General features: G+C 65.9%; 19 protein-coding genes and 1 pseudogene. 13 read left to right on the top strand and 7 right to left on the bottom strand.

Features of this window, described 5'->3' with window-relative positions:
- The first annotated feature begins 41 nt into the window (after positions 1-41).
- Positions 42-896 (top strand): class I SAM-dependent methyltransferase, encoded by an 855-nt coding sequence (locus tag JLK41_RS21080; protein ID WP_134675755.1) that lies wholly within the window; start codon positions 42-44, stop codon positions 894-896.
- A gap of 18 nt (positions 897-914) precedes the next feature.
- Here the strand turns inward: JLK41_RS21080 and JLK41_RS21075 are convergent, their stop codons facing one another.
- Positions 915-2,144, bottom strand: a complete 1,230-nt coding sequence (locus JLK41_RS21075) for an alpha/beta fold hydrolase (RefSeq protein ID WP_134675813.1) — start codon at positions 2,142-2,144, stop codon at positions 915-917.
- Between the two features lie 300 nt (positions 2,145-2,444).
- Between JLK41_RS21075 and JLK41_RS21070 the strand changes: the two genes are divergently transcribed.
- From JLK41_RS21070 to lipB, 11 genes are all read left to right on the top strand, one after another.
- Complete coding sequence (locus JLK41_RS21070; protein ID WP_037051564.1) at positions 2,445-3,710, top strand: glutamate-5-semialdehyde dehydrogenase; 1,266 nt, start codon at positions 2,445-2,447, stop codon at positions 3,708-3,710.
- Positions 3,711-4,370, top strand: a complete 660-nt coding sequence (gene nadD / locus JLK41_RS21065) for a nicotinate-nucleotide adenylyltransferase (protein WP_037051567.1) — start codon at positions 3,711-3,713, stop codon at positions 4,368-4,370.
- Positions 4,371-4,436: 66 nt separating this feature from the next.
- Positions 4,437-4,790 (top strand): ribosome silencing factor, encoded by a 354-nt coding sequence (gene rsfS / locus JLK41_RS21060; protein ID WP_179555354.1) that lies wholly within the window; start codon positions 4,437-4,439, stop codon positions 4,788-4,790.
- Positions 4,790-5,257: a 23S rRNA (pseudouridine(1915)-N(3))-methyltransferase RlmH gene (gene rlmH, locus JLK41_RS21055; protein ID WP_013717179.1), complete on the top strand. Its 468-nt coding sequence runs from the start codon at positions 4,790-4,792 to the stop codon at positions 5,255-5,257. The genes rsfS and rlmH overlap by 1 nt, the downstream gene beginning before the upstream one ends.
- Positions 5,258-5,270: 13 nt before the next feature.
- Positions 5,271-7,172: a penicillin-binding protein 2 gene (gene mrdA, locus JLK41_RS21050; protein WP_175252575.1), complete on the top strand. Its 1,902-nt coding sequence runs from the start codon at positions 5,271-5,273 to the stop codon at positions 7,170-7,172.
- Positions 7,162-8,307 carry a rod shape-determining protein RodA gene (rodA, locus tag JLK41_RS21045; protein WP_037051572.1) on the top strand — a complete coding sequence of 382 codons (1,146 nt, stop codon included), beginning with the start codon at positions 7,162-7,164 and terminating at the stop codon, positions 8,305-8,307. The genes mrdA and rodA overlap by 11 nt, the downstream gene beginning before the upstream one ends.
- Before the next feature lie 17 nt (positions 8,308-8,324).
- Positions 8,325-9,332, top strand: a complete 1,008-nt coding sequence (gene mltB / locus JLK41_RS21040) for a lytic murein transglycosylase B (RefSeq protein ID WP_134675751.1) — start codon at positions 8,325-8,327, stop codon at positions 9,330-9,332.
- Positions 9,332-10,342, top strand: coding sequence for a septal ring lytic transglycosylase RlpA family protein (locus JLK41_RS21035; protein WP_175252576.1), 1,011 nt, complete (start codon positions 9,332-9,334; stop codon positions 10,340-10,342). Before mltB ends, JLK41_RS21035 begins: the two co-directional genes overlap by 1 nt.
- 165 nt (positions 10,343-10,507) lie before the next feature.
- Positions 10,508-11,683 (top strand): D-alanyl-D-alanine carboxypeptidase family protein, encoded by a 1,176-nt coding sequence (locus JLK41_RS21030; RefSeq protein WP_037051576.1) that lies wholly within the window; start codon positions 10,508-10,510, stop codon positions 11,681-11,683.
- 60 nt (positions 11,684-11,743) lie between these two features.
- On the top strand, positions 11,744-12,022 hold the full coding sequence (locus tag JLK41_RS21025; protein ID WP_047584670.1) for a DUF493 domain-containing protein: 279 nt from the start codon (positions 11,744-11,746) through the stop codon (positions 12,020-12,022).
- 5 nt (positions 12,023-12,027) lie between these two features.
- Positions 12,028-12,648, top strand: a complete 621-nt coding sequence (gene lipB / locus JLK41_RS21020; protein ID WP_210389759.1) for a lipoyl(octanoyl) transferase LipB — start codon at positions 12,028-12,030, stop codon at positions 12,646-12,648.
- A 60-nt stretch (positions 12,649-12,708) separates the two neighbouring features.
- Here lipB and lipA read toward each other — a convergent pair whose 3' ends face one another.
- From lipA to leuS, 6 genes and pseudogenes are all read right to left on the bottom strand, one after another.
- Positions 12,709-13,761 carry a lipoyl synthase gene (lipA, locus tag JLK41_RS21015; RefSeq protein WP_210389758.1) on the bottom strand — a complete coding sequence of 351 codons (1,053 nt, stop codon included), beginning with the start codon at positions 13,759-13,761 and terminating at the stop codon, positions 12,709-12,711.
- Positions 13,762-13,898: 137 nt separating this feature from the next.
- Complete coding sequence (locus JLK41_RS21010) at positions 13,899-15,155, bottom strand: lytic murein transglycosylase (protein WP_210389757.1); 1,257 nt, start codon at positions 15,153-15,155, stop codon at positions 13,899-13,901.
- A gap of 81 nt (positions 15,156-15,236) precedes the next feature.
- Positions 15,237-15,383: pseudogene (gene arfA, locus JLK41_RS21005) on the bottom strand (alternative ribosome rescue factor ArfA); the annotation flags it as partial.
- A 96-nt stretch (positions 15,384-15,479) separates the two neighbouring features.
- Positions 15,480-16,508, bottom strand: a complete 1,029-nt coding sequence (gene holA, locus JLK41_RS21000; protein WP_210389756.1) for a DNA polymerase III subunit delta — start codon at positions 16,506-16,508, stop codon at positions 15,480-15,482.
- 57 nt (positions 16,509-16,565) lie between these two features.
- Positions 16,566-17,177, bottom strand: a complete 612-nt coding sequence (locus JLK41_RS20995; protein WP_210389755.1) for an LPS-assembly lipoprotein LptE — start codon at positions 17,175-17,177, stop codon at positions 16,566-16,568.
- Positions 17,178-17,232: 55 nt separating this feature from the next.
- A complete protein-coding gene (gene leuS, locus JLK41_RS20990; protein WP_210389754.1) occupies positions 17,233-19,845 on the bottom strand; it encodes a leucine--tRNA ligase in 2,613 nt (870 codons plus the stop codon).
- A gap of 178 nt (positions 19,846-20,023) precedes the next feature.
- Between leuS and JLK41_RS20985 the strand changes: the two genes are divergently transcribed.
- Positions 20,024-20,452, top strand: a complete 429-nt coding sequence (locus JLK41_RS20985) for a hypothetical protein (RefSeq protein WP_037051595.1) — start codon at positions 20,024-20,026, stop codon at positions 20,450-20,452.
- Positions 20,453-20,481 lie beyond the last annotated feature (29 nt).

The raw sequence follows: 20,481 nt of genomic DNA, 5'->3' as shown, positions 1-20,481 counted from the left end.
TCTACTCTGGGGCCGCGAGCATAACAACAAGAGCCTTAAAAATGCCTGAACGTGTCCGCGCCAGCAGCGCCCATATCAGTCCCTCGGCGCATTACACCGGATACGTCTGGTATCGCCATCGCCTGGCCGATCCGGCCTTCGTCACGCCATTCGGGCGTTTCGTGCACAAGCTGCTGTGGCCGGTGACCTGGGGCGCGCGAGCCGGCTTCGGGCTGGATATCGAGGCCTTTCTGTTGCAGCGCCATCTGCAGATCGATGCACAGCTGACCGAGGCGATAGAGCGGCGGGGCGTGCGTCAGGTGGTGGAGATCGCCTGCGGACTTTCACCGCGTGGCCGGCGCTTCTGCTCGCGTTACCCAGAGTTGCAGTACCTCGAGGCGGACCTGCCGGCGATGGCGGCGCGCAAGCGCCTGTTGCTGCACGGTGAGGGCTGGCTGGATGGCCGGCATCAGGTGCGTGCGGTGGACATCCTGGCCGAGCGCGGCAGTCAGTCCCTGGCGGCGCTGCTAGCCAGTCTCGATCGCAGTCAGCCGGTGGTGGTGATCACCGAGGGTCTGGTCAACTACTTCCCGCTGGAGCTGATCGAAGGCTTCTGGAGCCGCCTGGCGACAGGGCTGAGCGATTTCCCCGAGGCCACCTATCTCACCGAGCTCTACCCGGACCTGCGTGAGCATCCGCGCTATCGCCAGTTGCGCTGGGGCGTCGAGCTGATCGGCCGGCTCACCCGGGGCAGCTACCCGCTGCATTACCGCGATCACGCCGAGATCGTCACGGGCTTCCAGCGCTGCGGCTTCGCCCGGGTACAGGTGCTCGATCCCAGTGCCGATGCCGGCAGCCTCGGCCTGCCGGCGGCACGCTTGCCAGGGCTGGTGCGGGTGATCCAGGCACAGGTGTAGGGAGGGCGCCTGCGCGAGTCAGGCGCAGGCGGCAGCAGGCTGTGGTGCGGGGTGGAAGCGTTCGGCCAGCGCCTGGCTGGCCGCGGCATCGCTATGCGCGAACACGAAAGCCAGGCCCTGCTCGTCGTGGCGCAGCGGTATCAGGTGCTGTTCAGGCAGGTCGCCGTGGCTCAGTCGCCAGCCCCGCTGCGGCAGGTCGACGGGCAGGTCGCCCTGCAGGCGGCCGCCGAAGAAGCCCAGTTCGCTCAGCTCGATCGCCCAGCGCGGGCCATCGGCATGCTGCAGCTCCGCGTGCTGCTGGCGTGGCGTGCGGCGCGGCTCGCAGCGCTTCTCCAGGTTCAGCAGCTGGCCCGCGTGCAGGCGCGTGCTGCCGGGGCTGCGTGCCGGCAGCGGGCGTTCGCAGAGGAAGGGGCGATACAGGGCGGCGCAGGCTTCACGCCGTTCGAACTGGGCCAGGTGGTCGGCCTGGTGAATCACGGCGCACTCGGCCATGCCGCAGGCCGCAGCGAAGTGGGCGTGCTCCCAGGGCTGGGTGAAATGGTCATGCTCGCCGGCAAGCACCAGTGTCGGGCATTGCGGATGGCTGTCGAAGCCGCTGAAGGCCAGCAGGCGCAGGCTGTTCTGCCGATAACGCTCGACCTCCAGAGGCGAGAGGCGCTGGATCTGCCGCAGCAGCGCCTTGCGAAAGACCGGTGAAACACCGGTTTCCTGCAGGTGCAGAGGATTGAGCAGACCGGTCAGGGCGCCCTGGGCGAATTCGCCCAGGCGACCCTCTTCGAGCAGGGCCAGGCCTTCCTCCAGCATCCGCCGTGCACCCGGACGGCCGAAAGCGGTGATGCCGGCCAGCAACAGGCGGGCGCAACGCCGAGGGTGGCGGGCGGCGAACAGCGCGGCCAGCGCCGAGCCATAGGACAGGCCAACGGGCATCAAGGCCGGCAGTTGCAGCTGTTCGGCGAAAGCGGCGATTAGGTCGGCCAGCTGTTCCAGCTCCAGCTCGGGGGCCAGCTGCAGGTTGCCGCCCTGGCTGGGCAGGTCGAGCAGTATCACGGGATGTTCGCCGAGCAGCTCGTCCACCTCCGCGGCGAAGGAGCGAAAGCTCTGGAAGGCGCCACCCAGCAGGAGCACCGGCGCTCGCGTGTCGCGCTGGCGGGTCGAATAGGCCTGGTAGTGCAGGCGCCAGCCCGCGATCTCGATGACGTCGGGCGGGCTGGCCAGCAGGGTGGCGCTGTAGTCGGTGCGATAACGCAGCATGGGGGCACTCCAGTGGCTCTTGTTGTTCTTCTGGGGCGGCACTCGCGCCGCCTCGCCTGGGCTGGCAAACCTCGATTGCAAGGTAAACATCGGGGGGCGATTTGTTTACCCAACCTTCGGGCGGCGCCGTCTGCCGGGTGTCACCGTTGCACCGCCGGCACCCGTGCCCTGCGCTTGCGGGCGTTACCGCCGGGGCTGCGCGGACGAGCTGTCTACCGCTTGCCAGACGCCGCTGGGCGTGGCCTCGCGAGCCCGCTATAATCAGCCCCTTTTTCCAACTGCCAGACCTCCGCCGCCATGACCGAGTCCGTGCACGCTTACATGACCCGCCTGGGCCAGGCCGCCCGCCAGGCATCCAGGGTGCTTGCCCGTGCCAGCACCGCGCAGAAGAATCGCGCGCTGCAGGCTGCCGCCAATGCCCTCGACGCCGCCCGCGCCGAACTGACCGCTGCCAACGAACTGGACCTGGCCGCCGCCCGTGCCAGTGGCCTGGAGCCGGCGATGGTCGATCGCCTGGCGCTCACCCCGAAGGTGATCGACAGCATGATCGAGGGCCTGCGCCAGGTCGCCACGCTGCCGGACCCGATCGGCGAGATCCAGGGTATGCGCTACCTGCCGTCGGGCATTCAGGTGGGCAAGATGCGCGTGCCGCTGGGCGTGATCGGCATCATCTACGAATCGCGGCCGAACGTGACCATCGATGCCGCCAGCCTGTGCCTGAAGTCCGGCAACGCCACCATCCTGCGCGGCGGCTCCGAGGCGATTCACTCCAACCAGGCGATTGCCCGCTGCATCCAGCAGGGCCTGGCCGAGGCCGAGCTGCCGGCGGCGGCCGTGCAGGTGGTGGAGACCACCGACCGTGCGGCGGTGGGTGAGCTGATCACCATGCCGGCGTTCGTCGACGTGATCGTGCCGCGTGGTGGCAAGGGCCTGATCGAGCGCATCAGCCGCGACGCCAAGGTGCCGGTGATCAAGCATCTGGACGGTGTCTGCCACGTCTATGTCGACATCGCCGCCGATCTCGACAAGGCCATCCGCGTCTGCGACAACGCCAAGACCCAGCGCTACTCGCCGTGCAACGCCATGGAGACCCTGCTGGTGCACGAGGGCATTGCTGCCCGTGTGCTGCCGCCGCTGGCCGCCATCTACCGCGACAAGGGCGTGGAGCTGCGTGGCGATGCCGCGACGCGTGCGCTGCTTGGCAGCGACGTGCTGGAGGCCAGCGAGGACGACTGGTTCGCCGAGTACAACGCGCCGATCCTGGCGATTCGCATCGTCGACTCGCTGGACGCCGCGATCGAGCACATCAATCACTATGGCTCGCAGCACACCGACTCGATCATCACCGAGAACTTCAGCGATGCGCGGCGCTTCCTCACCGAGGTGGACTCCGCCTCGGTGATGATCAACGCCTCCACGCGTTTCGCCGATGGCTTCGAGTACGGCCTCGGTGCGGAGATCGGCATCTCCACCGACAAACTGCACGCCCGTGGCCCGGTCGGCCTGGAAGGCCTGACCAGCGAGAAGTACGTGGTCTTCGGCGACGGACACATTCGCACATAAATGAACGGACTCGGCGCCCGACGTATCGGCCTGCTCGGCGGTACCTTCAACCCGGTGCACATCGGGCATCTGCGTGCGGCGCTGGAAGTGGCCGAATTCATGGCGCTGGACGAGCTGCGCTTGATTCCCAGTGCCAGGCCGCCGCATCGTGATACGCCACAGGCGACGGCGGAGCAGCGCCTGGCCATGGTCGAACTGGCGGTGGCCGGCGAGACGCGGCTCAAGGTCGATGATCGCGAGCTGAAGCGCGACAAGCCGTCGTACACGGTGGACACGCTGGAGTCGGTACGGGCCGAGCTGGCGCCGAGCGATCAGCTGTTTCTGCTGCTGGGCTGGGACGCCTTCTGCAGCCTGCCCAGCTGGCACCGCTGGGAGGAGTTGCTGCTGCACAGCCACCTGCTGGTGCTGCAGCGCCCCGATGCCGACAGCGAGGCGCCGGAGGCGCTGCGCGATCTGCTGGCGGCGCGCAGTGTCAGCGACCCGCTGAGCCTGGAGGGCGCAGGCGGGCAAATCAGTTTCATCTGGCAGACTCCGCTGGCGATTTCCGCCACGCAGATCCGCCACTTGTTGGCAACCGGCCGTTCCGCGCGTTTTCTCTTGCCGGATGCGGTACTGGCCTATATCCAGGCGCACGATCTGTACCGTGCGCCGCATGCTTGATACGCCGTGCACCTGCGCAGGCGTCCATTACACGAGGCAAACGAGTCATTTATGAGCAAGCAGAACATGCCCAGCGACGAGCTGGTCAAGATCGCCGTGGCGGCGCTGGAAGAGATCAAGGCGACCGACATCACCGTGATCGACGTCAAGGAAAAGACCAGCATCACCGATTTCATGGTGATCGCCAGCGGTAGCTCCAGCCGTCAGGTCAAGTCGCTGGTGGAGAACGTGCTGGAGAAGGTCAAGGAGAAGGGCGTGCGCCCGATCGGCAGCGAGGGTCTGGATGGCGGCGAGTGGGCGCTGCTCGACCTGGGCGACATCGTCGTTCACGTCATGCTGCCGACCGCGCGTCAGTTCTACGATCTGGAGCGCCTGTGGCAGGGTGCCGAGCAGAGCCGCGCGCAGCATAGCGCCGAGTAATGCGGATCAAGCTGATCGCCGTCGGTTCGCGCATGCCGCGCTGGGTCGAGGAGGGCTGGCAGGAGTACGTCAAGCGCCTGCCGGCCGAATTGCCGCTGGAACTGGTGGAGATTCCGCTCAACACCCGTGGCAAGAACGCCGACGTCGCGCGCCTGATCCGTCAGGAAGGCGAGGCCATGCTGAGCAAGGTGCAGCCCGGCGAACGTATCGTCACGCTCGAGGTCCATGGCAAGCCGTGGAGCACCGAACAGCTGGCGGCGGAGCTGGATCGCTGGCGCCTCGATGCGCGCAACGTCAACCTCATGGTCGGTGGCCCCGAGGGCCTCGCCCCCGAGGTCTGCGCGCGCAGCGAGCAGCGCTGGTCGCTGTCGCCGTTGACCCTGCCGCATCCGCTGGTGCGTATCCTGCTCGGCGAGCAGATCTATCGGGCCTGGACCGTGCTGTCCGGCCACCCCTATCACAAATAGTCAGCCGTAACCGATGCCGCAGCCGATTCGCCTCAAGGATCACGAAAAGGACGCTCGCCTGGTCAAGCGCCGCGTGCTCGTCGGTGGTGCGGTCATCATCCTCCTGACCTGCGTGCTGGTCATGCGCATGTACTACCTGCAGGTCGTGCAGTACGAGCATCACAGCACCCTGGCGGAAAACAACCGCATCCACGTTCAGCCCATTCCGCCGACCCGTGGCCTGATCTATGACCGCAACGGCGTGATCATCGCCGACAACCGGCCCAGCTTCAGCCTGACGGTGACCCGCGAGCGCGCTGGCGACTGGCTGCAGGTGCTGGATACGGTGGTCGAGGTGCTCGAGCTGAGCGACGAGGACCGCGCGCTGTTCGAGCGTCGTGTGCGCCAGGGGCGGCGGCCGTTCGAGCCGGTGCCGATCCTGTTCGAGCTGAGCGAGGAGCAGATCGCGCGCGTGGCGGTCAACCAGTTCCGCCTGCCCGGGGTCGAGGTCGCCGCGCAGCTGGTGCGCCACTACCCCCTGCAGGAGCACTTCGCCCACTCGGTGGGGTACGTGGGGCGGATCAACGAGCAGGAGCTCAAGCGCCTGGACCCGACCGAATATGCCGGTACCCACCATATCGGCAAGACCGGTATCGAGCGCTTCTACGAAGAGGAGCTGCACGGCGAGGTCGGCTACGAAGAGGTCGAGACCAATGCCCGTGGCCGCGTGCTGCGGGTGCTCAACCGTATCGACCCGAAGCCGGGCAAGGACATCGTCCTGAGCCTCGACTCGCGCCTGCAGGAAGCTGCCGAGAATGCCCTCGGCGGGCGTCGCGGGGCGGTGGTCGCGATCCAGCCGAAGACCGGCGAGGTCCTGGCGATGGTCAGCCAGCCGAGCTTCGACCCCAATCCCTTCGTCACCGGGATCAGCTTCAAGGCCTACGGCGAGTTGCGCGACTCCATCGACCAGCCGCTGTACAACCGGGTGTTGCGCGGCCTCTATCCGCCGGGCTCGACCATCAAGCCGATGGTCGCGGTGTCGGGACTGGATGCCGGCGTGATCACGCCGACCACGCGGGTGTTCGACCCGGGCTTCTACCAGTTGCCCAACAACAGCCACAAGTACCGCAACTGGAACCGCAATGGCGACGGCTGGATCGATCTCAACCTGGCCATCGCCCGCTCCAACGACACCTACTTCTACGACCTGGCGCACAAGATGGGCATCGACCGTCTGCATGACTACATGAGCCGCTTCGGTATCGGTCAGCGTGTGGCGCTGGACATGTTCGAGGAAACCGCTGGCCTGATGCCGTCGCGCGACTGGAAGCGTGCGCGCTTCCGCCAGCCCTGGTATCCCGGCGAGACGCTGATCCTCGGCATCGGCCAGGGCTACATGCAGACCACGCCGCTGCAGCTGGCCCAGGCCACCACGCTGATGGCCACGCGTGGCAAGTGGATTCGCCCGCACCTGGCCAAGAGCATCGATGGACGGCAGCCGCTGGACCCCAATCCGATGCCGGATATCCAGCTGCGTGATCCCAAGTTCTGGGACTACAGCATCCATGGCATGGAAGAGGTGCTGCACGGCGCCCGGGGGACCGCGCGCAAGGTCGGCGACAGTGCCGTCTACCGCATCGCCGGCAAGAGCGGTACGGCGCAGGTGGTGGCGATCAAGCAGGGCGAGCGCTACGACCGCAACAAGATCCAGGAGCGCCATCGCGACCACGCCCTGTTCATCGGCTTCGCGCCGGTGGAGAACCCGCAGATCGCCGTCGCGGTGATGGTGGAGAACGGTGAGTCGGGTTCCGGCGTGGCCGCCCCCGTGCTCAAGCAGGTCATGGATGCCTGGTTGCTGGACCCGCAGACCGGCCAGCTCAAGGCCGAATTCGCATCGCCGCAGAGTGCTGAGGTCACAGTCAACGATGATCGGTAACTTCGACCGTACGCTTTCCGACGAGGACGTGCTGCGCCGGCGCGCCAGCTTGCTGCAGCGCCTGCATATCGATGGCTGGCTGTTGCTGTTGCTGCTGATCCTCGGTACCGGCAGCCTGTTCATCCTCTATTCGGCCAGCGGCAAGAACATCGACCTGCTGATCAAGCAGGCGTCCTCGTTCGGCATCGGCATGCTCGCCGTGGTGGTCATCGCCCAGTTCGACCCGCGCTTCATGGCGCGCTGGGTACCGCTGGCCTACGTGGTGGGCGTCGGCCTGCTGCTGGTGGTGGAACTGATGGGGCATACCGCGATGGGGGCCACGCGCTGGATCAACATCCCCGGGGTGATTCGCTTCCAGCCGTCGGAGCTGATGAAGATCATCATGCCGATGACCATCGCCTGGTACCTGGCGCGTCACAACCTGCCGCCGCGCTTCAAGCATCTGCTCGTCAGCCTGGCGATGATCGGCGTGCCGGTGGTTCTGATCGCCAAGCAGCCCGACCTCGGCACCTCGCTGCTGATCCTGGCCTCGGGTGCCTTCGTGGTGTTCATGGCCGGTCTGCAATGGCGCTGGATCATCGGCGCGGCAGCGGCGGTGGTGCCGATCGCGGTAGGCATGTGGTTCTTCTTCATGCACGACTACCAGAAGCGCCGCGTGCTGACCTTCCTCAATCCGGAGAGCGACCCGCTGGGCTCGGGCTGGAACATCATCCAGTCCAAGGCCGCCATCGGTTCCGGTGGCGTGCTGGGCAAGGGCTGGCTGCTGGGCACCCAGTCGCACTTGGATTTTTTGCCGGAAAGTCACACGGACTTTATCATTGCCGTGCTTGCCGAAGAGTTCGGCCTGGTGGGCGTCTGCATCCTGCTGCTGTTGTATCTGCTGCTGCTCGCGCGCGGCCTGGTGATCACCGCCCAGGCGCAGACGCTGTTCGGCAAGCTGCTGGCGGGGGCGCTGACCATGACCTTCTTCGTCTACGTATTCGTCAACATCGGCATGGTCAGTGGCTTGCTGCCGGTGGTTGGGGTGCCGCTGCCCTTCATTAGCTACGGCGGAACCCATCTGGTCACCTTGTTGTCAGGCTTCGGGATATTGATGGCGATTCACACGCATCGAAAGTGGATCGCTCAGGTTTGATTGGGAGTTTGGATTCAATGCATTCACTGCGCAGTTGGGCAGCTCGGACGTTCATCGGGGCCGGTATGGTAGGTCTGCTCGGCGCGACGTCCCAGGTGCTCGCGGCCGATTACGACGGCTCGCCCCAGGTGGCCGAGTTCATCGAGGAAATGACCCGCGATTATGGCTTCGCCGGGGAGCAACTGGTGAGCCTGTTCGCCGAGGTCGAGCGCAAGCAGGCGATCCTCGACGCGATCTCGCGGCCCGCCGAGAAGGTCAAGCCGTGGAAGGAATACCGGCCGATCTTCATCACCGACAAGCGCATCGCCCAGGGCGTGGCCTTCTGGAAGCAGAACCAGGCCGCGCTGGAGAAAGCCGAGGCCGAGTACGGGGTGCCGGCGCAGTTCATCGTCGCCATCATCGGTGTGGAAACCTTCTATGGCGGCAACACCGGCAACTGGCGGGTGATGGACGCGCTGTCGACCCTGGCCTTCGATTACCCGCCGCGTGCGCCGTTCTTCCGCAAGGAGCTGCGCGAGTTCCTCATGCTGACCCGCGAGGAGCAGGTCGATCCGATCTCGCTGAAAGGTTCCTATGCCGGCGCCATGGGCCTGCCGCAGTTCATGCCGAGCAGCTTCCGCGCCTACGCGGTGGATTTCGACGGCGACGGCCATATCAATATCTGGAGTAATCCGACCGATGCCATCGGCAGCGTTGCCAGCTACTTCAAGCGCCATGGCTGGCAGGCCGGTGGCCAGGTGGCCAGCCGCGTCGAAGTCTCGGGCGAGCGCGTCGAGGAGGGCATGACCCAGGGGCTCGATCCGGTGAAGAACGTCGCCGAGCTGCGCGAGCTGGGCTGGACCAGCCAGGACGCGCTTGCCGAGGACGTACCGGTCACCGCATTTCGTCTGGAAGGCGCCGCAGGCGACGAATACTGGTTCGGTTTGCCCAACTTCTACACCATCACCCGCTACAATCGCAGCGTGATGTACGCCATGGCGGTCAACCAACTGGCCGAGTTGCTGGTCGAAGCGCGGGGTAACTGATGAATCTGTCCAAACTGCTGCCACTGGCTGCGTGCATGAGCGCAGCCCTGTTGTTGGCCAGCTGTTCCTCCAATCGAGCGCCGCAGCCAGGCACCGCGCCGGGGCAATCGGCCGGCCTGTCCGGGCCGGACGACTTCAACCGTCCGCACAAGGACGGCGCGCCCTGGTGGGACGTCGACGTCTCGCGTATTCCCGATGCGATCCCGATGCCGCACTACGGCCCGGTCAAGGCGGCGCCCTATACGGTGTTCGGCAAGCAGTACTACCCGATCCAGGACGCGCGCCGCTACCAGGCCGTCGGCCCGGCCTCCTGGTACGGCACCAAGTTCCATGGGCAGGCCACCGCCAACGGCGAGACCTACGACCTGTACGGCATGACCGCCGCGCACAAGACCCTGCCGCTGCCGAGCTACGTGCGCGTCACCAACCTGGAGAATGGCAAGAGCGTGATCCTGCGGGTCAACGACCGTGGACCGTTCTACTCCGACCGCATCATCGACCTGTCCTTTGCCGCGGCGAAGAAGCTCGGTTATGCCGAGAAAGGCACGGCGCGGGTCAAGGTCGAGGGGATCGACCCGCACGAATGGTGGGCGCAGCAGGGCCGTCCGGTGCCGATGGTGCTGGCCAACAACCAGCCGGCCAAGGCCGCCGTCGCGCCGCCGCTGGCCAAGCCCGCTCCGGTCGTCGAACAGTACGCACCGCCTCCTGCGCAGCACGCAGCGGCCGTGGTGCCCGTGCAGATCGACGCAAAAAAAAACGATTCACTCGGAGCCTCTGGCCTGTATCTCCAGGTTGGAGCCTTCGCCAATCCGGACGCTGCGGAGCTGCTCAAGGACAAGCTGAGCCAGACCACCAGTGTGCCGGTGTTCATCAGCTCAGTGGTGCGCGACCAGCAGATTCTGCACCGGGTTCGTCTGGGGCCGATCAGCAACCAGGGCGAGGCTGAGCAGCTGCAGAGCAGCGTCCGGGTCGCCAACCTCGGCCAACCGACGCTGGTACGCGGCGACTAATTCGACCCCGCAGGGCCTCGGCAGGCGCAAGCGCAATTCTTTCCGGGCCCAGGGGCACTAAACCGGCATTGGCCGGACTAACCCACGTGCTGTCATGATTGGCGGCCGGGGAAAGGCCCCTTCGGGGGCTGTTTCACAATCCACGCAACGATTTTCGAGAGACGGATGAACATCACCAGCTTCGCGCAACGTGCCTTTCTCCTCATGACCCTGTTGGTTTCGCCACTGGTCTGGGCCAGCCCGCAGGTCGTACCTGCACCGCCGCAACTGGCGGCCAGCGCCTATGTGCTGATGGATGCCGCCACCGGCCAGGTACTGGTGGGCGAGAACGGTGACCAGCGCCTGCCGCCCGCCAGCCTGACCAAACTGATGACCGCCTACATCGCCACCCTGGAAATTCGCAACGGCAAGATCGGCGAGAAGGACATGGTCACCATCAGCGAACACGCCTGGCGTACCGGCGGTGCCGGTTCGGGCGGTTCGACCATGTTCCTGCCGGTCAACAGCCAGGCCAGTGTCGACGACCTGCTGCACGGCATCATCATCCAGTCCGGCAACGACGCCAGCATCGCCCTGGCCGAGTACATCGCCGGCAGCGAAGATGCCTTCGCCGACATGATGAACGCCACCGCCGAGCGCCTCGGCATGAAGAACAGCCACTTCATGAACGCCACCGGCTTGCCGGACCCGCAGCACTACTCCAGTGCCCACGACATGGCGATCCTGGCCCGCGCGATCATCAACGAGGACGCCGACCACTATGCGATCTACTCGCAGAAGGAATTCCTCTGGAACAACATCAAGCAGCCCAACCGCAACCTGCTGCTGTGGCGCGACAAGACCGTCGACGGCCTGAAGACCGGCCACACCAACGAGGCCGGCTACTGCCTGGTGTCCTCCGCCGTGCGTGACGGTGCGCGCATGATCACCTCCGTGTTCGGCACCACCAGCGAGCAGGCGCGTGCCGCCGAAACCCAGAAGCTGCTGACCTATGGTTTCCGCTTCTTCGAGAGCCGCACCTTCTACCAGAAGGGCGCCGAGTTGGCCCAGGCCACCGTCTGGAAAGGCCAGGCCAGTCAGGTCAAGGCCGGTCTTGCCCAGGACCTGGCGCTGACCATGCCCAAGGGCCAGCTGGAGAAACTGCAAGCCAGCATGACCCTCAACCCGCAGCTGATCGCCCCGATCCAGCAGGGCGACGTGATCGGCAAGGTGGAGGTCAAGCTGGGTGACGAGGTCGTGCACAGCGCCGACCTGGTGGCTCTGCAGTCGGTCGAGGAGGCTGGCCTGTTCGGTCGCCTGTGGGACAGCATCCGCCTGTTCTTCTTCGGCCTGTTCAACTGATAGCTCCGGCCGCCCCCATGGGCGGCCCTTTTCTGGACGGGCCGCAAGCCCGCTGATGCCATGACCGATACCGACGTTCAACCGCCAAAAATCGAATTCCCCTGCGAGCGCTACCCGATCAAGGTGATCGGCACCGCAGGCGATGGTTTCGCCGATCTGGTGATCGAGGTCATCCAGCGCCATGCCCCGGACCTGGATGCGTCCACCCTGGTGATGCGCGACAGCCGCAACGGCAATTTCCTCTCCGTGCAGGTGCTGATCACCGCGACCAGCGTCGAGCAGTTGCAGGCGATCCATGTCGATCTGCGTGCGACCGGCCGTGTGCACATGGTGCTCTGACCTCCATGCCTGAACTCGTAGTGCGTCACCTGGGGCTGGTCGAGTATCAGCCGACGCTGGAGGCCATGCGCCAGTTGACCCGTGAGCGCGATGAGCACACGGCGGATGAGATCTGGCTGCTGCAACATCCCCAGGTGTTCACCCAGGGCCAGGCCGGCAAGGCCGAGCATCTGCTGGCACCGGGGGATATCCCGGTGGTGCAGGTCGAGCGCGGCGGGCAGGTGACCTACCATGGCCCGGGGCAGCTGGTCGCCTACCTGATGCTCGACCTGCGCCGTCTCGATCTGGGCGTGCGCGAGCTGGTCACGGCGATGGAGCAGAGCCTGGTCGAGCTGCTGGCCAGCTACGCCATCGAGGCCGCGCCCAAGGCCGATGCCCCGGGTGTCTACGTCGCCGGTGACAAGATCGCCTCACTGGGCCTGCGGGTCAGTCGTGGTTGTTCGTTCCACGGCCTGGCGCTGAACGTCGACATGGACATGACGCCGTTCCTGCGCATCAACCCCTGTGGTTATGCCGGGTTGAAGATGGTGCAGATGCGCGATCTGCTGGCCACCCCGCCGGCGTTCGACGAGGTCGCGCAGCGACTGGAACAGGTGCTGCGCAAGCGCCTGGGCTACGCCGCGTAGCGCTCGGCCAGGCATGAAAAAGGGACGCCGCGGCGTCCCTTTTTCTTTCGTGTGGATCGCTCAGTTCAGATTGAGCGCCGGAATCAGGCTGCTGTCGACTTGCTGACCCGGTACCGGAACGGGAGCGGCCAGGCCCAGGTTGTTCTTCTCGAACACCCGGTCGGCGCGGTAGCTGGAGCGCACCAGCGGGCCGGCGGCGACTTCCATGAAGCCCTTCTCCAGGCCGATGTCGCGCAGGCGATTGAACTCATCCGGGCTGACCCAGCGCTGCACCTTGAGGTGGTTGCGGGTCGGCTGCAGGTACTGGCCGAGGGTGAGGATGTCCACGCCGATGGCGCGCAGGTCGTCCATGGTTTCCAGCACTTCCTCGTCGGTCTCGCCCAGGCCGAGCATCAGGCTGGTCTTGGTCAGTACGTCCGGGCGGTGCTTCTTGGCGTGCTCGAGGACCTTGAGGGTCTTCTCGTAGCCGGCGCGCGGGTCACGCACCACGTGCGTCAGGCGTTTGACCGTCTCGACGTTCTGCGCGAACACTTCCAGGCCGGAATCCACGACGCGTTCGATCGCCTGGTGATCGCCATCGAAATCCGGCGTCAGGGCTTCGACCACCACCTGCGGGGTATTGGCCTTGATTGCCCGCACGCAGGCCGCGTAGTGACCGGCGCCGCCATCGTCGAGGTCGTCACGGTCCACCGACGTCAGGACGATGTAGCGCAGTGCCATGAGCTCGACCGACTTGGCCGTGTTCTGGGGTTCTTCCAGATCCAGCCAGCCGTTGGGGTTACCGGTATCCACCGCACAGAAGCGGCAGGCACGGGTGCACACCGAGCCCATCAGCATGATGGTGGCGGTGCCGTTGGACCAGCACTCGCCCATGTTCGGGCAGTGCGATTCCTGGCACACGGTGCTCAGGCGATGTTCGCCGACGTTGCGCTTGACCGCCTCGAAGCGGCTGCCGCCCGGTGCCTTGACCCGCAGCCACTTGGGCTTGGGCTCGAAAACCTGGGGTTCGGCCGAGGCACGGCGCTTCTGACCATCCTTGATCGCGGTGATGCCTTGGGCAGTGCGGAATTTTTCGCCGCTGGCGACGGATTTGGGCGAGGAGGTATCGGACATCGGAAATCTGGGCTCCGGTAGAGGCTCCGTGGGGCGGGTGGCTTTTGGCCGCCCGCCAGTCTATCACAGAAGCTGTATGCAGACGCCGGGGCCGTCTGTCGACAAAGTGCCCTGTCGCGCCACGGCTGGCGCTGCGCTCAGCGTGCGCGCAGCTGTTGCAGCAGCTGGGTGTTGGGATAGCCGTCGGCCGGCCATTTCAGCTGCAGTTGCAGGGCACGGATCGCCTTGCGCGTGTTGGCGCCGATGATGCCGTCCGCCGGCCCCGGATCGAAACCGGCCTTGGCCAGCAGTTCCTGCAGCTCGATGCGTTCGCTGCGGCCGAGCTGGCGTTCGCCTCGGGGCCACTGTCCCTGGACGTCGCTGGGGCGCAGCAGGTTGTCCGCGAGCAGGCCGATGGCCAGGGCATAGGAGGTGGAGTTGTTGTACTTGAGAATGCTGCGGAAGTTATCCAGCAGGAGGAACGCCGGGCCGCTGTGGCCGGCCGGCAGTTGCAGGCTGGCACGCGCGTTGGCGGCGGCACCGGTGGCCGACAGCGGGCGTACGCCCAGCTCGGCCCATTCGGTGAGGGTGCGGCGCTGCTCCGGATCGGCCAGGGCATAGTCGAAGCCGGCCGGCAGGTTGACCTCGAACCCCCAGGGCTGCCCGCGCTGCCAGCCGGAGGCCTGCAGGTAATGTGCGGCCGAGGCCAAGGCATCGGTCGAGGAGTTCCACAGGTCGCGCTTGCCGTCCTTGTCGAAGTCCACGGCGTGCTGGTTGTAGGTCGTCGGCATGAACTGGGTCTGGCCCATGGCGCCGGCCCAGGAGCCGATCATGCGCTCGCCGGAGATGTCGCCGTTCTGCAGGATCTGCAGGGCGGCCAGCAACTGGACGCGCCAGAAGCCCTGGCGTCGCCCGTCATAGGCCAGTGTCGCCAGGGAGCGGATCACGCTGTGGCTGCCGATATTGTTGCCGAAGTTGCTTTCCAGGCCCCAGATGGCCACCAGTATCCGCGCGTCGACACCGTACTGTTGCTCGATGCGCTGCAGGACCAGGTTGTGTTGCGCCAGCAGGACGCGGCCGCGACCGATGCGGCTCGAGGACACGGCGCCATCGAGATACTCCCACACCGGGCGGGTGAACTCCGGCTGGCTGCTGTCGGCCTTGAGTACCGCCGGGTCGGGGGTGATGTCCGCGAACACCCGGTCGAACAAGGCCGCATCGATGCCGGCGGCCAGTGCTTCGCTACGCAGTGGCTGGCGCCAGTCGGCGAAGCTCGGAACCAGGCTTTCGCTGCGGGTCTGAGCGGTGCTCGGGGTGAGGGCGGTCGGGAGATTTTCGGCTGGAGCCTGGGCGCAGGCGGCCAGTAGCAGGAGAGGAAGCAGGGCCAGGGCGCGACGTGGAAACTGGTGTGGCATGTCTATCTCAGGGCATATAGGCAGGCCGTTACCTTAGCATGCTCGGGCCGCAGGCTGGGCTATCCATGAGCTGAACAACCCCATAAAGCAAGAAGCCTCCCAATTCTGGGAGGCTTCGCGGCGGTAACTGCCTTTGCCCTTCAGCGGTCGCTCCTGACGGGAGCGGAACAGGGGCTGGGCGACGATGGATTTGGCCTTGTTCGGCCGTTTGCCGTTCTTCTTGCTCATCCTGTATTTCTCCTGACTCGTCTGCGCCGATGCAGACGGCGCGGACTATGCGCCGCTGTACAGAGAATGTCCAGATGAGGAGGGCGGTATCCCGGGTTACAGGCTCAGGCGCTGGCCAGCCAGTTGCAGGCTCAGCAGCGCCAGGTTGCTCCAGGGATCACCGGGCGCCTGGCCCTTGATCTGCGCGTCGATCTGCTGGGCCTGTTGCAGCAGCAGGCCCCAGCGCTTGCTGCTGTGGCGCTGCAGGGCCTTGGAAACCAGTGGGCGGCGCTTGTCCCAGACCGGTGGGCGGGCGCTGGAGAAGGCCTTGTCCAGGGGAATGCCCTGGCTGTGCTGGTGGGCGATGCCGGCGAGCACGCGTATCTCGCGAGCTAGCGCCCAGAGGATCACCGGGGGCTCGACGCCTTCGCCGCGCAGCCCTTCGAGCACGCGCAGGGCATGCGCGGCGTCACCGGCGAGTGCGCAGTCGATCAGGCCGAAGACGTCGAAGCGCGCGCTGTCGGCGACGGCGGCCTGGACGGTTTCGGCGTCCACCTGGTTGCCTTCGGCAAGCAGTTTGAGCTTCTCGACTTCCTGTGCAGCCGCCAGCAGGTTGCCTTCCACCCGCGCGGCGATCATTTCCACCGCGTCGGCACTGGCGCTCAGCCCGGCCTGAGCCAGACGCTGGCGCACCCACTGCGGTAGCTGGTTGGCATCCACCGGCCAGATCTGGATGAACTGGCAGGCCTGGCCGTCGATCAGCGCCTTGGCCCATTTGCTTTTCTGCGTGCTGCCATCGAGCTTGGGCAGGCTCAGCAGCAGCACGGTATCTTCCGGTGGGCGGGCGAGGTATTCGAGCAGGGCTGAGGCGCCCTTGTCGCCGGGCTTGCCCGAGGGCAGGCGCAGCTCCAGCAGGCGCTTCTCCGCGAACAGGGACAGGCTGGCGCCAGCCTGCAGCAGGTTGCCCCAGTCGAAGTTGGCTTCGGCGTTGAACACCTGGCGTTCGCCAAAACCCTGCTGACGGCAAGCCTGGCGGATGGCGTCAGCAGCCTCCTGGCAGAGCAGCGGCTCGTCGCCACTGATCACGTAGACAGGGGCGAGTGAACCCTGCAGGTGTTTGCCGAGTTGGGCGGGGGCAAGCTTCATTGCACTGAGGTCATCGAGGCAGGAGGGCAGGGGGCTGCAGGCGCAGCCCCGCGGCCGTTACTGGGCCGGCAGTTCGATGGGCGATTGCTGCGGCGCGACCTGGCTTTCGCGGGCATTGCGCGCGGCTTCCAGCGCCTCGGCTTCTGCCTGGGCGCGGGCTTCGGCGGCCTGCTGCAGCTGCTCCAGCTGAGCCGGAGTGATCTGCTGCAGACGCAGGCTGAGCTGCTGGATCAGCTCGCGGCGCAGCTCGTTGCGCAGTTGCAGGGCTTCCTGGTCCGAACCGGTCAGGTTGTTGTCATCCTGCATGTAGTAGTTCTGCACTTCGACCTGATCGTTGCTCAGCAGCAGGTTGCGGGCACCACGGATCTCATAGTCCAGTTTCATGGTCAGCTCGTACTCGGCGCTGCGGGCGCCGCCACTGAAGCTGGCCGTGCGACGATTCTCGGACTCGTTGACGAGAATCAGCTTGTAGGGTGCGCCCGGATGGACGTTGACGTCATTGTTATCCAGAAGCTCGCGCAGTTCCTGCACGGTCTGGCCATAGGCGTTGCGCGCGCTGACGTCGAGTTCCTTGAGGGCGAACTGAACGTCGCCAGTGCCGCGCAGCTGGAAGCCACATGCGCTGAGCAGGCCGGCCAGGCCGATGATCAGCAGATTCCGTTTCATCATTCTCATATCCCCTTGGCGGATCAGGGCGCCAGCCGAAGTCTGGCGCCGAGCTTAATCAGTTGGCGACGATGTTGACCAGCTTGCCCGGTACCACGATGACCTTGCGGATGCTCAGGCCTTCGGTGAAGCGCAGCACGTTCTCGTTGGCACGTGCGGCGGCCTCTACCTCCTCGCGGCTGGCGCTGGCCGGTACCTCGATCTGCCCGCGCAGCTTGCCGTTGACCTGCACCACCAGAGTCAGGCTGTCCTGCACCAGGGCAGCCTCGTCGACCTGCGGCCACTGGGCATCGATCACCGCGTCGCCGTGACCGAGACGCTGCCACAGCTCGTGGCTGATATGCGGGGTGATCGGCGCCAGCAGCAGGGTGACGACCTGCAGGCCTTCCTGCACCAGGGCACGATCCTGCTCGGTCGCGGTGGCAGCCTTTTCCAGCACGTTCATCAGGGTCATCACCTGGGCGACGGCGGTGTTGAACTTGTGGTGCTGGCCGATATCGTTGCTGGCCTGCTTGACCGCCAGGTGAATGGCGCGGCGCACGGCCTTCTGCTCGTCGCTCAGGGCGCTGATATCCAGCTGGCCCGGCAAACCGGCACTGACGTGGGCCTGGGCCAGGCGCCAGACGCGGCGCAGGAAGCGGTTGGCACCCTCGACACCGGCGTCCGACCACTCGCAGCTCTGGTCGGGCGGCGAGGCGAACATCATGAACAGGCGGCAGGTGTCGGCGCCGTACTGGTCGATCATGTCCTGCGGGTCGACACCGTTGTTCTTCGACTTGGACATCTTCTCGGTGCCGCCGATTTCCACCGGCAGGCCGTCGCTCTTCAGCTTGGCGCCGATGACCTTGGCCTTGGCGTCACGCTCGACCTCGACATCGGCCGGGTTGAACCAGTCCTTGCCGCCGTTCTCCAGGGTGCGGTAGTAAGTCTCGGCGACCACCATGCCCTGGGTTAGCAGGTTCTTGAACGGCTCGTTGGAGCTGACCAGGCCTTCGTCGCGCATCAGCTTGTGGAAGAAGCGCGCGTACAGCAGGTGGAGGATGGCGTGTTCGATACCGCCGATGTACTGATCCACCGGCAGCCAGTGATTGGCCGCGGCCGGGTCGACCATGCCGCCCTCGTAGTTCGGGCTGGCGTAGCGGGCGAAGTACCAGGAACTTTCCACGAAGGTGTCCATGGTGTCGGTTTCGCGCTTGGCCGGCGCACCGCATTTCGGGCAGGTGCAGCTGTAGAACTCGGGCATCTTCGCCAGGGGCGAACCGGCGCCGTCCGGCACCACGTCTTCGGGCAGTACGACCGGCAGCTGGTCTTCCGGCACCGGTACGTCACCGCAGGCGTTGCAGTGGATGATCGGGATCGGGCAGCCCCAGTAGCGCTGGCGGCTGATGCCCCAGTCGCGCAGGCGGAACTGGGTCTTGCGCGCGCCGTGCGCGCTGGCTTCCAGGTCGCCGACGATGGCGTCGAAGGCGGCGCTGAAGTCCTTGCCGTCGTACTTGCCGGAGTTGATGGTGGTCAGGCCGGCCTTGTCGCCGTACCAGTCCTGCCAGGTGCTGGCGTCGTAGTCCTTGCCTTCGTCGGCGTACACCTGACGGATCGGCAGGTCGTACTTGTTGGCGAATTCGAAGTCGCGCTCGTCATGTGCCGGCACGGCCATGACCGCGCCTTCGCCATAGCCCCACAGCACGTAATTGGCGACGAACACCGGCAGCTTGTCGCCGGTCAGCGGGTGGATGACGAACTGGCCGGTGGCCAGGCCCTTCTTCTCCATGGTGGCCATGTCGGCCTCGGCCACGGAGCCGGCCTTGCACTCGGCGATGAAGGCCTGCAGCTCGGCACTGTTCTCGGCGGCGCGCTGCGCCAGCGGGTGCTCGGCGGCCACGGCCACGTAGGTGGCGCCCATCAGGGTGTCGGGGCGGGTCGAGTAGACTTTCAGCTGGCCAGCGCTGCCGATGCTGTCGACGTCGTAGTCGAAGGCGATGTCGGCACCGAAGCTCTTGCCGATCCAGTTGCGCTGCATGGTCTTGACCTGCTCGGGCCAGCCATCGAGCTCATCCAGGCTGCTCAGCAGCTCTTCGGCGTAAGCGGTGATCTTGAAGTAGTACATCGGGATTTCGCGCTTCTCGATCAGCGCGCCCGAACGCCAGCCGCGGCCGTCGATGACCTGCTCGTTGGCCAGCACGGTCTGGTCGACCGGGTCCCAGTTGACGGTGCCGTTCTTGCGGTAGATCACGCCCTTCTCGAACAGGCGGGTGAACAGCCACTGCTCCCAGCGGTAGTAGTCCGGCTTGCAGGTGGTGACTTCGCGCGTCCAGTCGATGGCCAGGCCCAGCGACTTGAGCTGGGACTTCATGTAGGCGATGTTCTCGTAGGTCCATTTGGCCGGCGCCACCTGGTTCTTCATCGCGGCGTTTTCCGCTGGCATGCCGAAGGCGTCCCAGCCCATCGGCTGCAGCACGTTCTTGCCCTGCATGCGCTGGTAGCGGGCGATCACGTCACCGATGGTGTAGTTGCGCACGTGACCCATGTGTAGCTTGCCGCTGGGGTAAGGGAACATCGACAGGCAGTAGAAGGTGTCCTTGCCGGGCTGTTCGCTGACGACGAAGGAATTCTGCGCGTCCCAGTGGGACTGCGCGGCGGCTTCTATTTCACGGGGCGAGTACTGTTCGTGCATGGCTCTGGCGCTGAAGGAAAGGGACTTTCGGAAAACGTCGTAGCATACATGAGCGCCGTCTATCGAGGGAAACCCAGATTGTCCCGTGCTCGCCGTTTGTCGCGGCACCGCGCCGCTTGCATGGCCTTCGCTAAGCTTTGTTAAAGGCCCGCAATCGGTGGGGCTCGCGAGGTGTTCGATGGCTGATGCACGGCAAACGGAGCGGGGCGCCGGTCTCTATGAACGGTTGCTGCAGCGTCTCGCCCTGGCGCTGGAGGAGGCCGACACGGCCAGTCGTCTGCATGCCGAGCCGATGCGCGAGCTGGAACTCGATGGCCTCAGTCCGGCCGAACTGGAATTGATCCGTGCCTACCTCAACCGTGACCTGCACTGGCTGCGTGGCTGGCATGCGGCGGCCGAGGAACTGGCCCTGATCCAGCGGCAACCCATGCGCAGCGCCAAGTCCGCAGGCGGCAGGCCGCTGGGCAGGCTCAAGCCCATGGCGAAACGCCGTCAGGCACTGTGCTGCGCGCTCTGCGGTGCGCCGGTGAGCTGGCATCGGGGGCAGGATGCGCAGGCGTGTCAGGCCTGTGGCTCGAAGCTGTTTCGTAGCGGCAACCCCCGCTAGCAGATGCCTGGGCGCGACCGCGCAAGCGC

The sequence above is a fragment of the Ectopseudomonas khazarica genome (genome assembly GCF_017915135.1).
Classification (GTDB): domain Bacteria; phylum Pseudomonadota; class Gammaproteobacteria; order Pseudomonadales; family Pseudomonadaceae; genus Aquipseudomonas; species Aquipseudomonas khazarica.
Note: the sequence above shows the minus strand (reverse complement) of the source record. Positions and strands in the feature narration are given on the sequence as shown.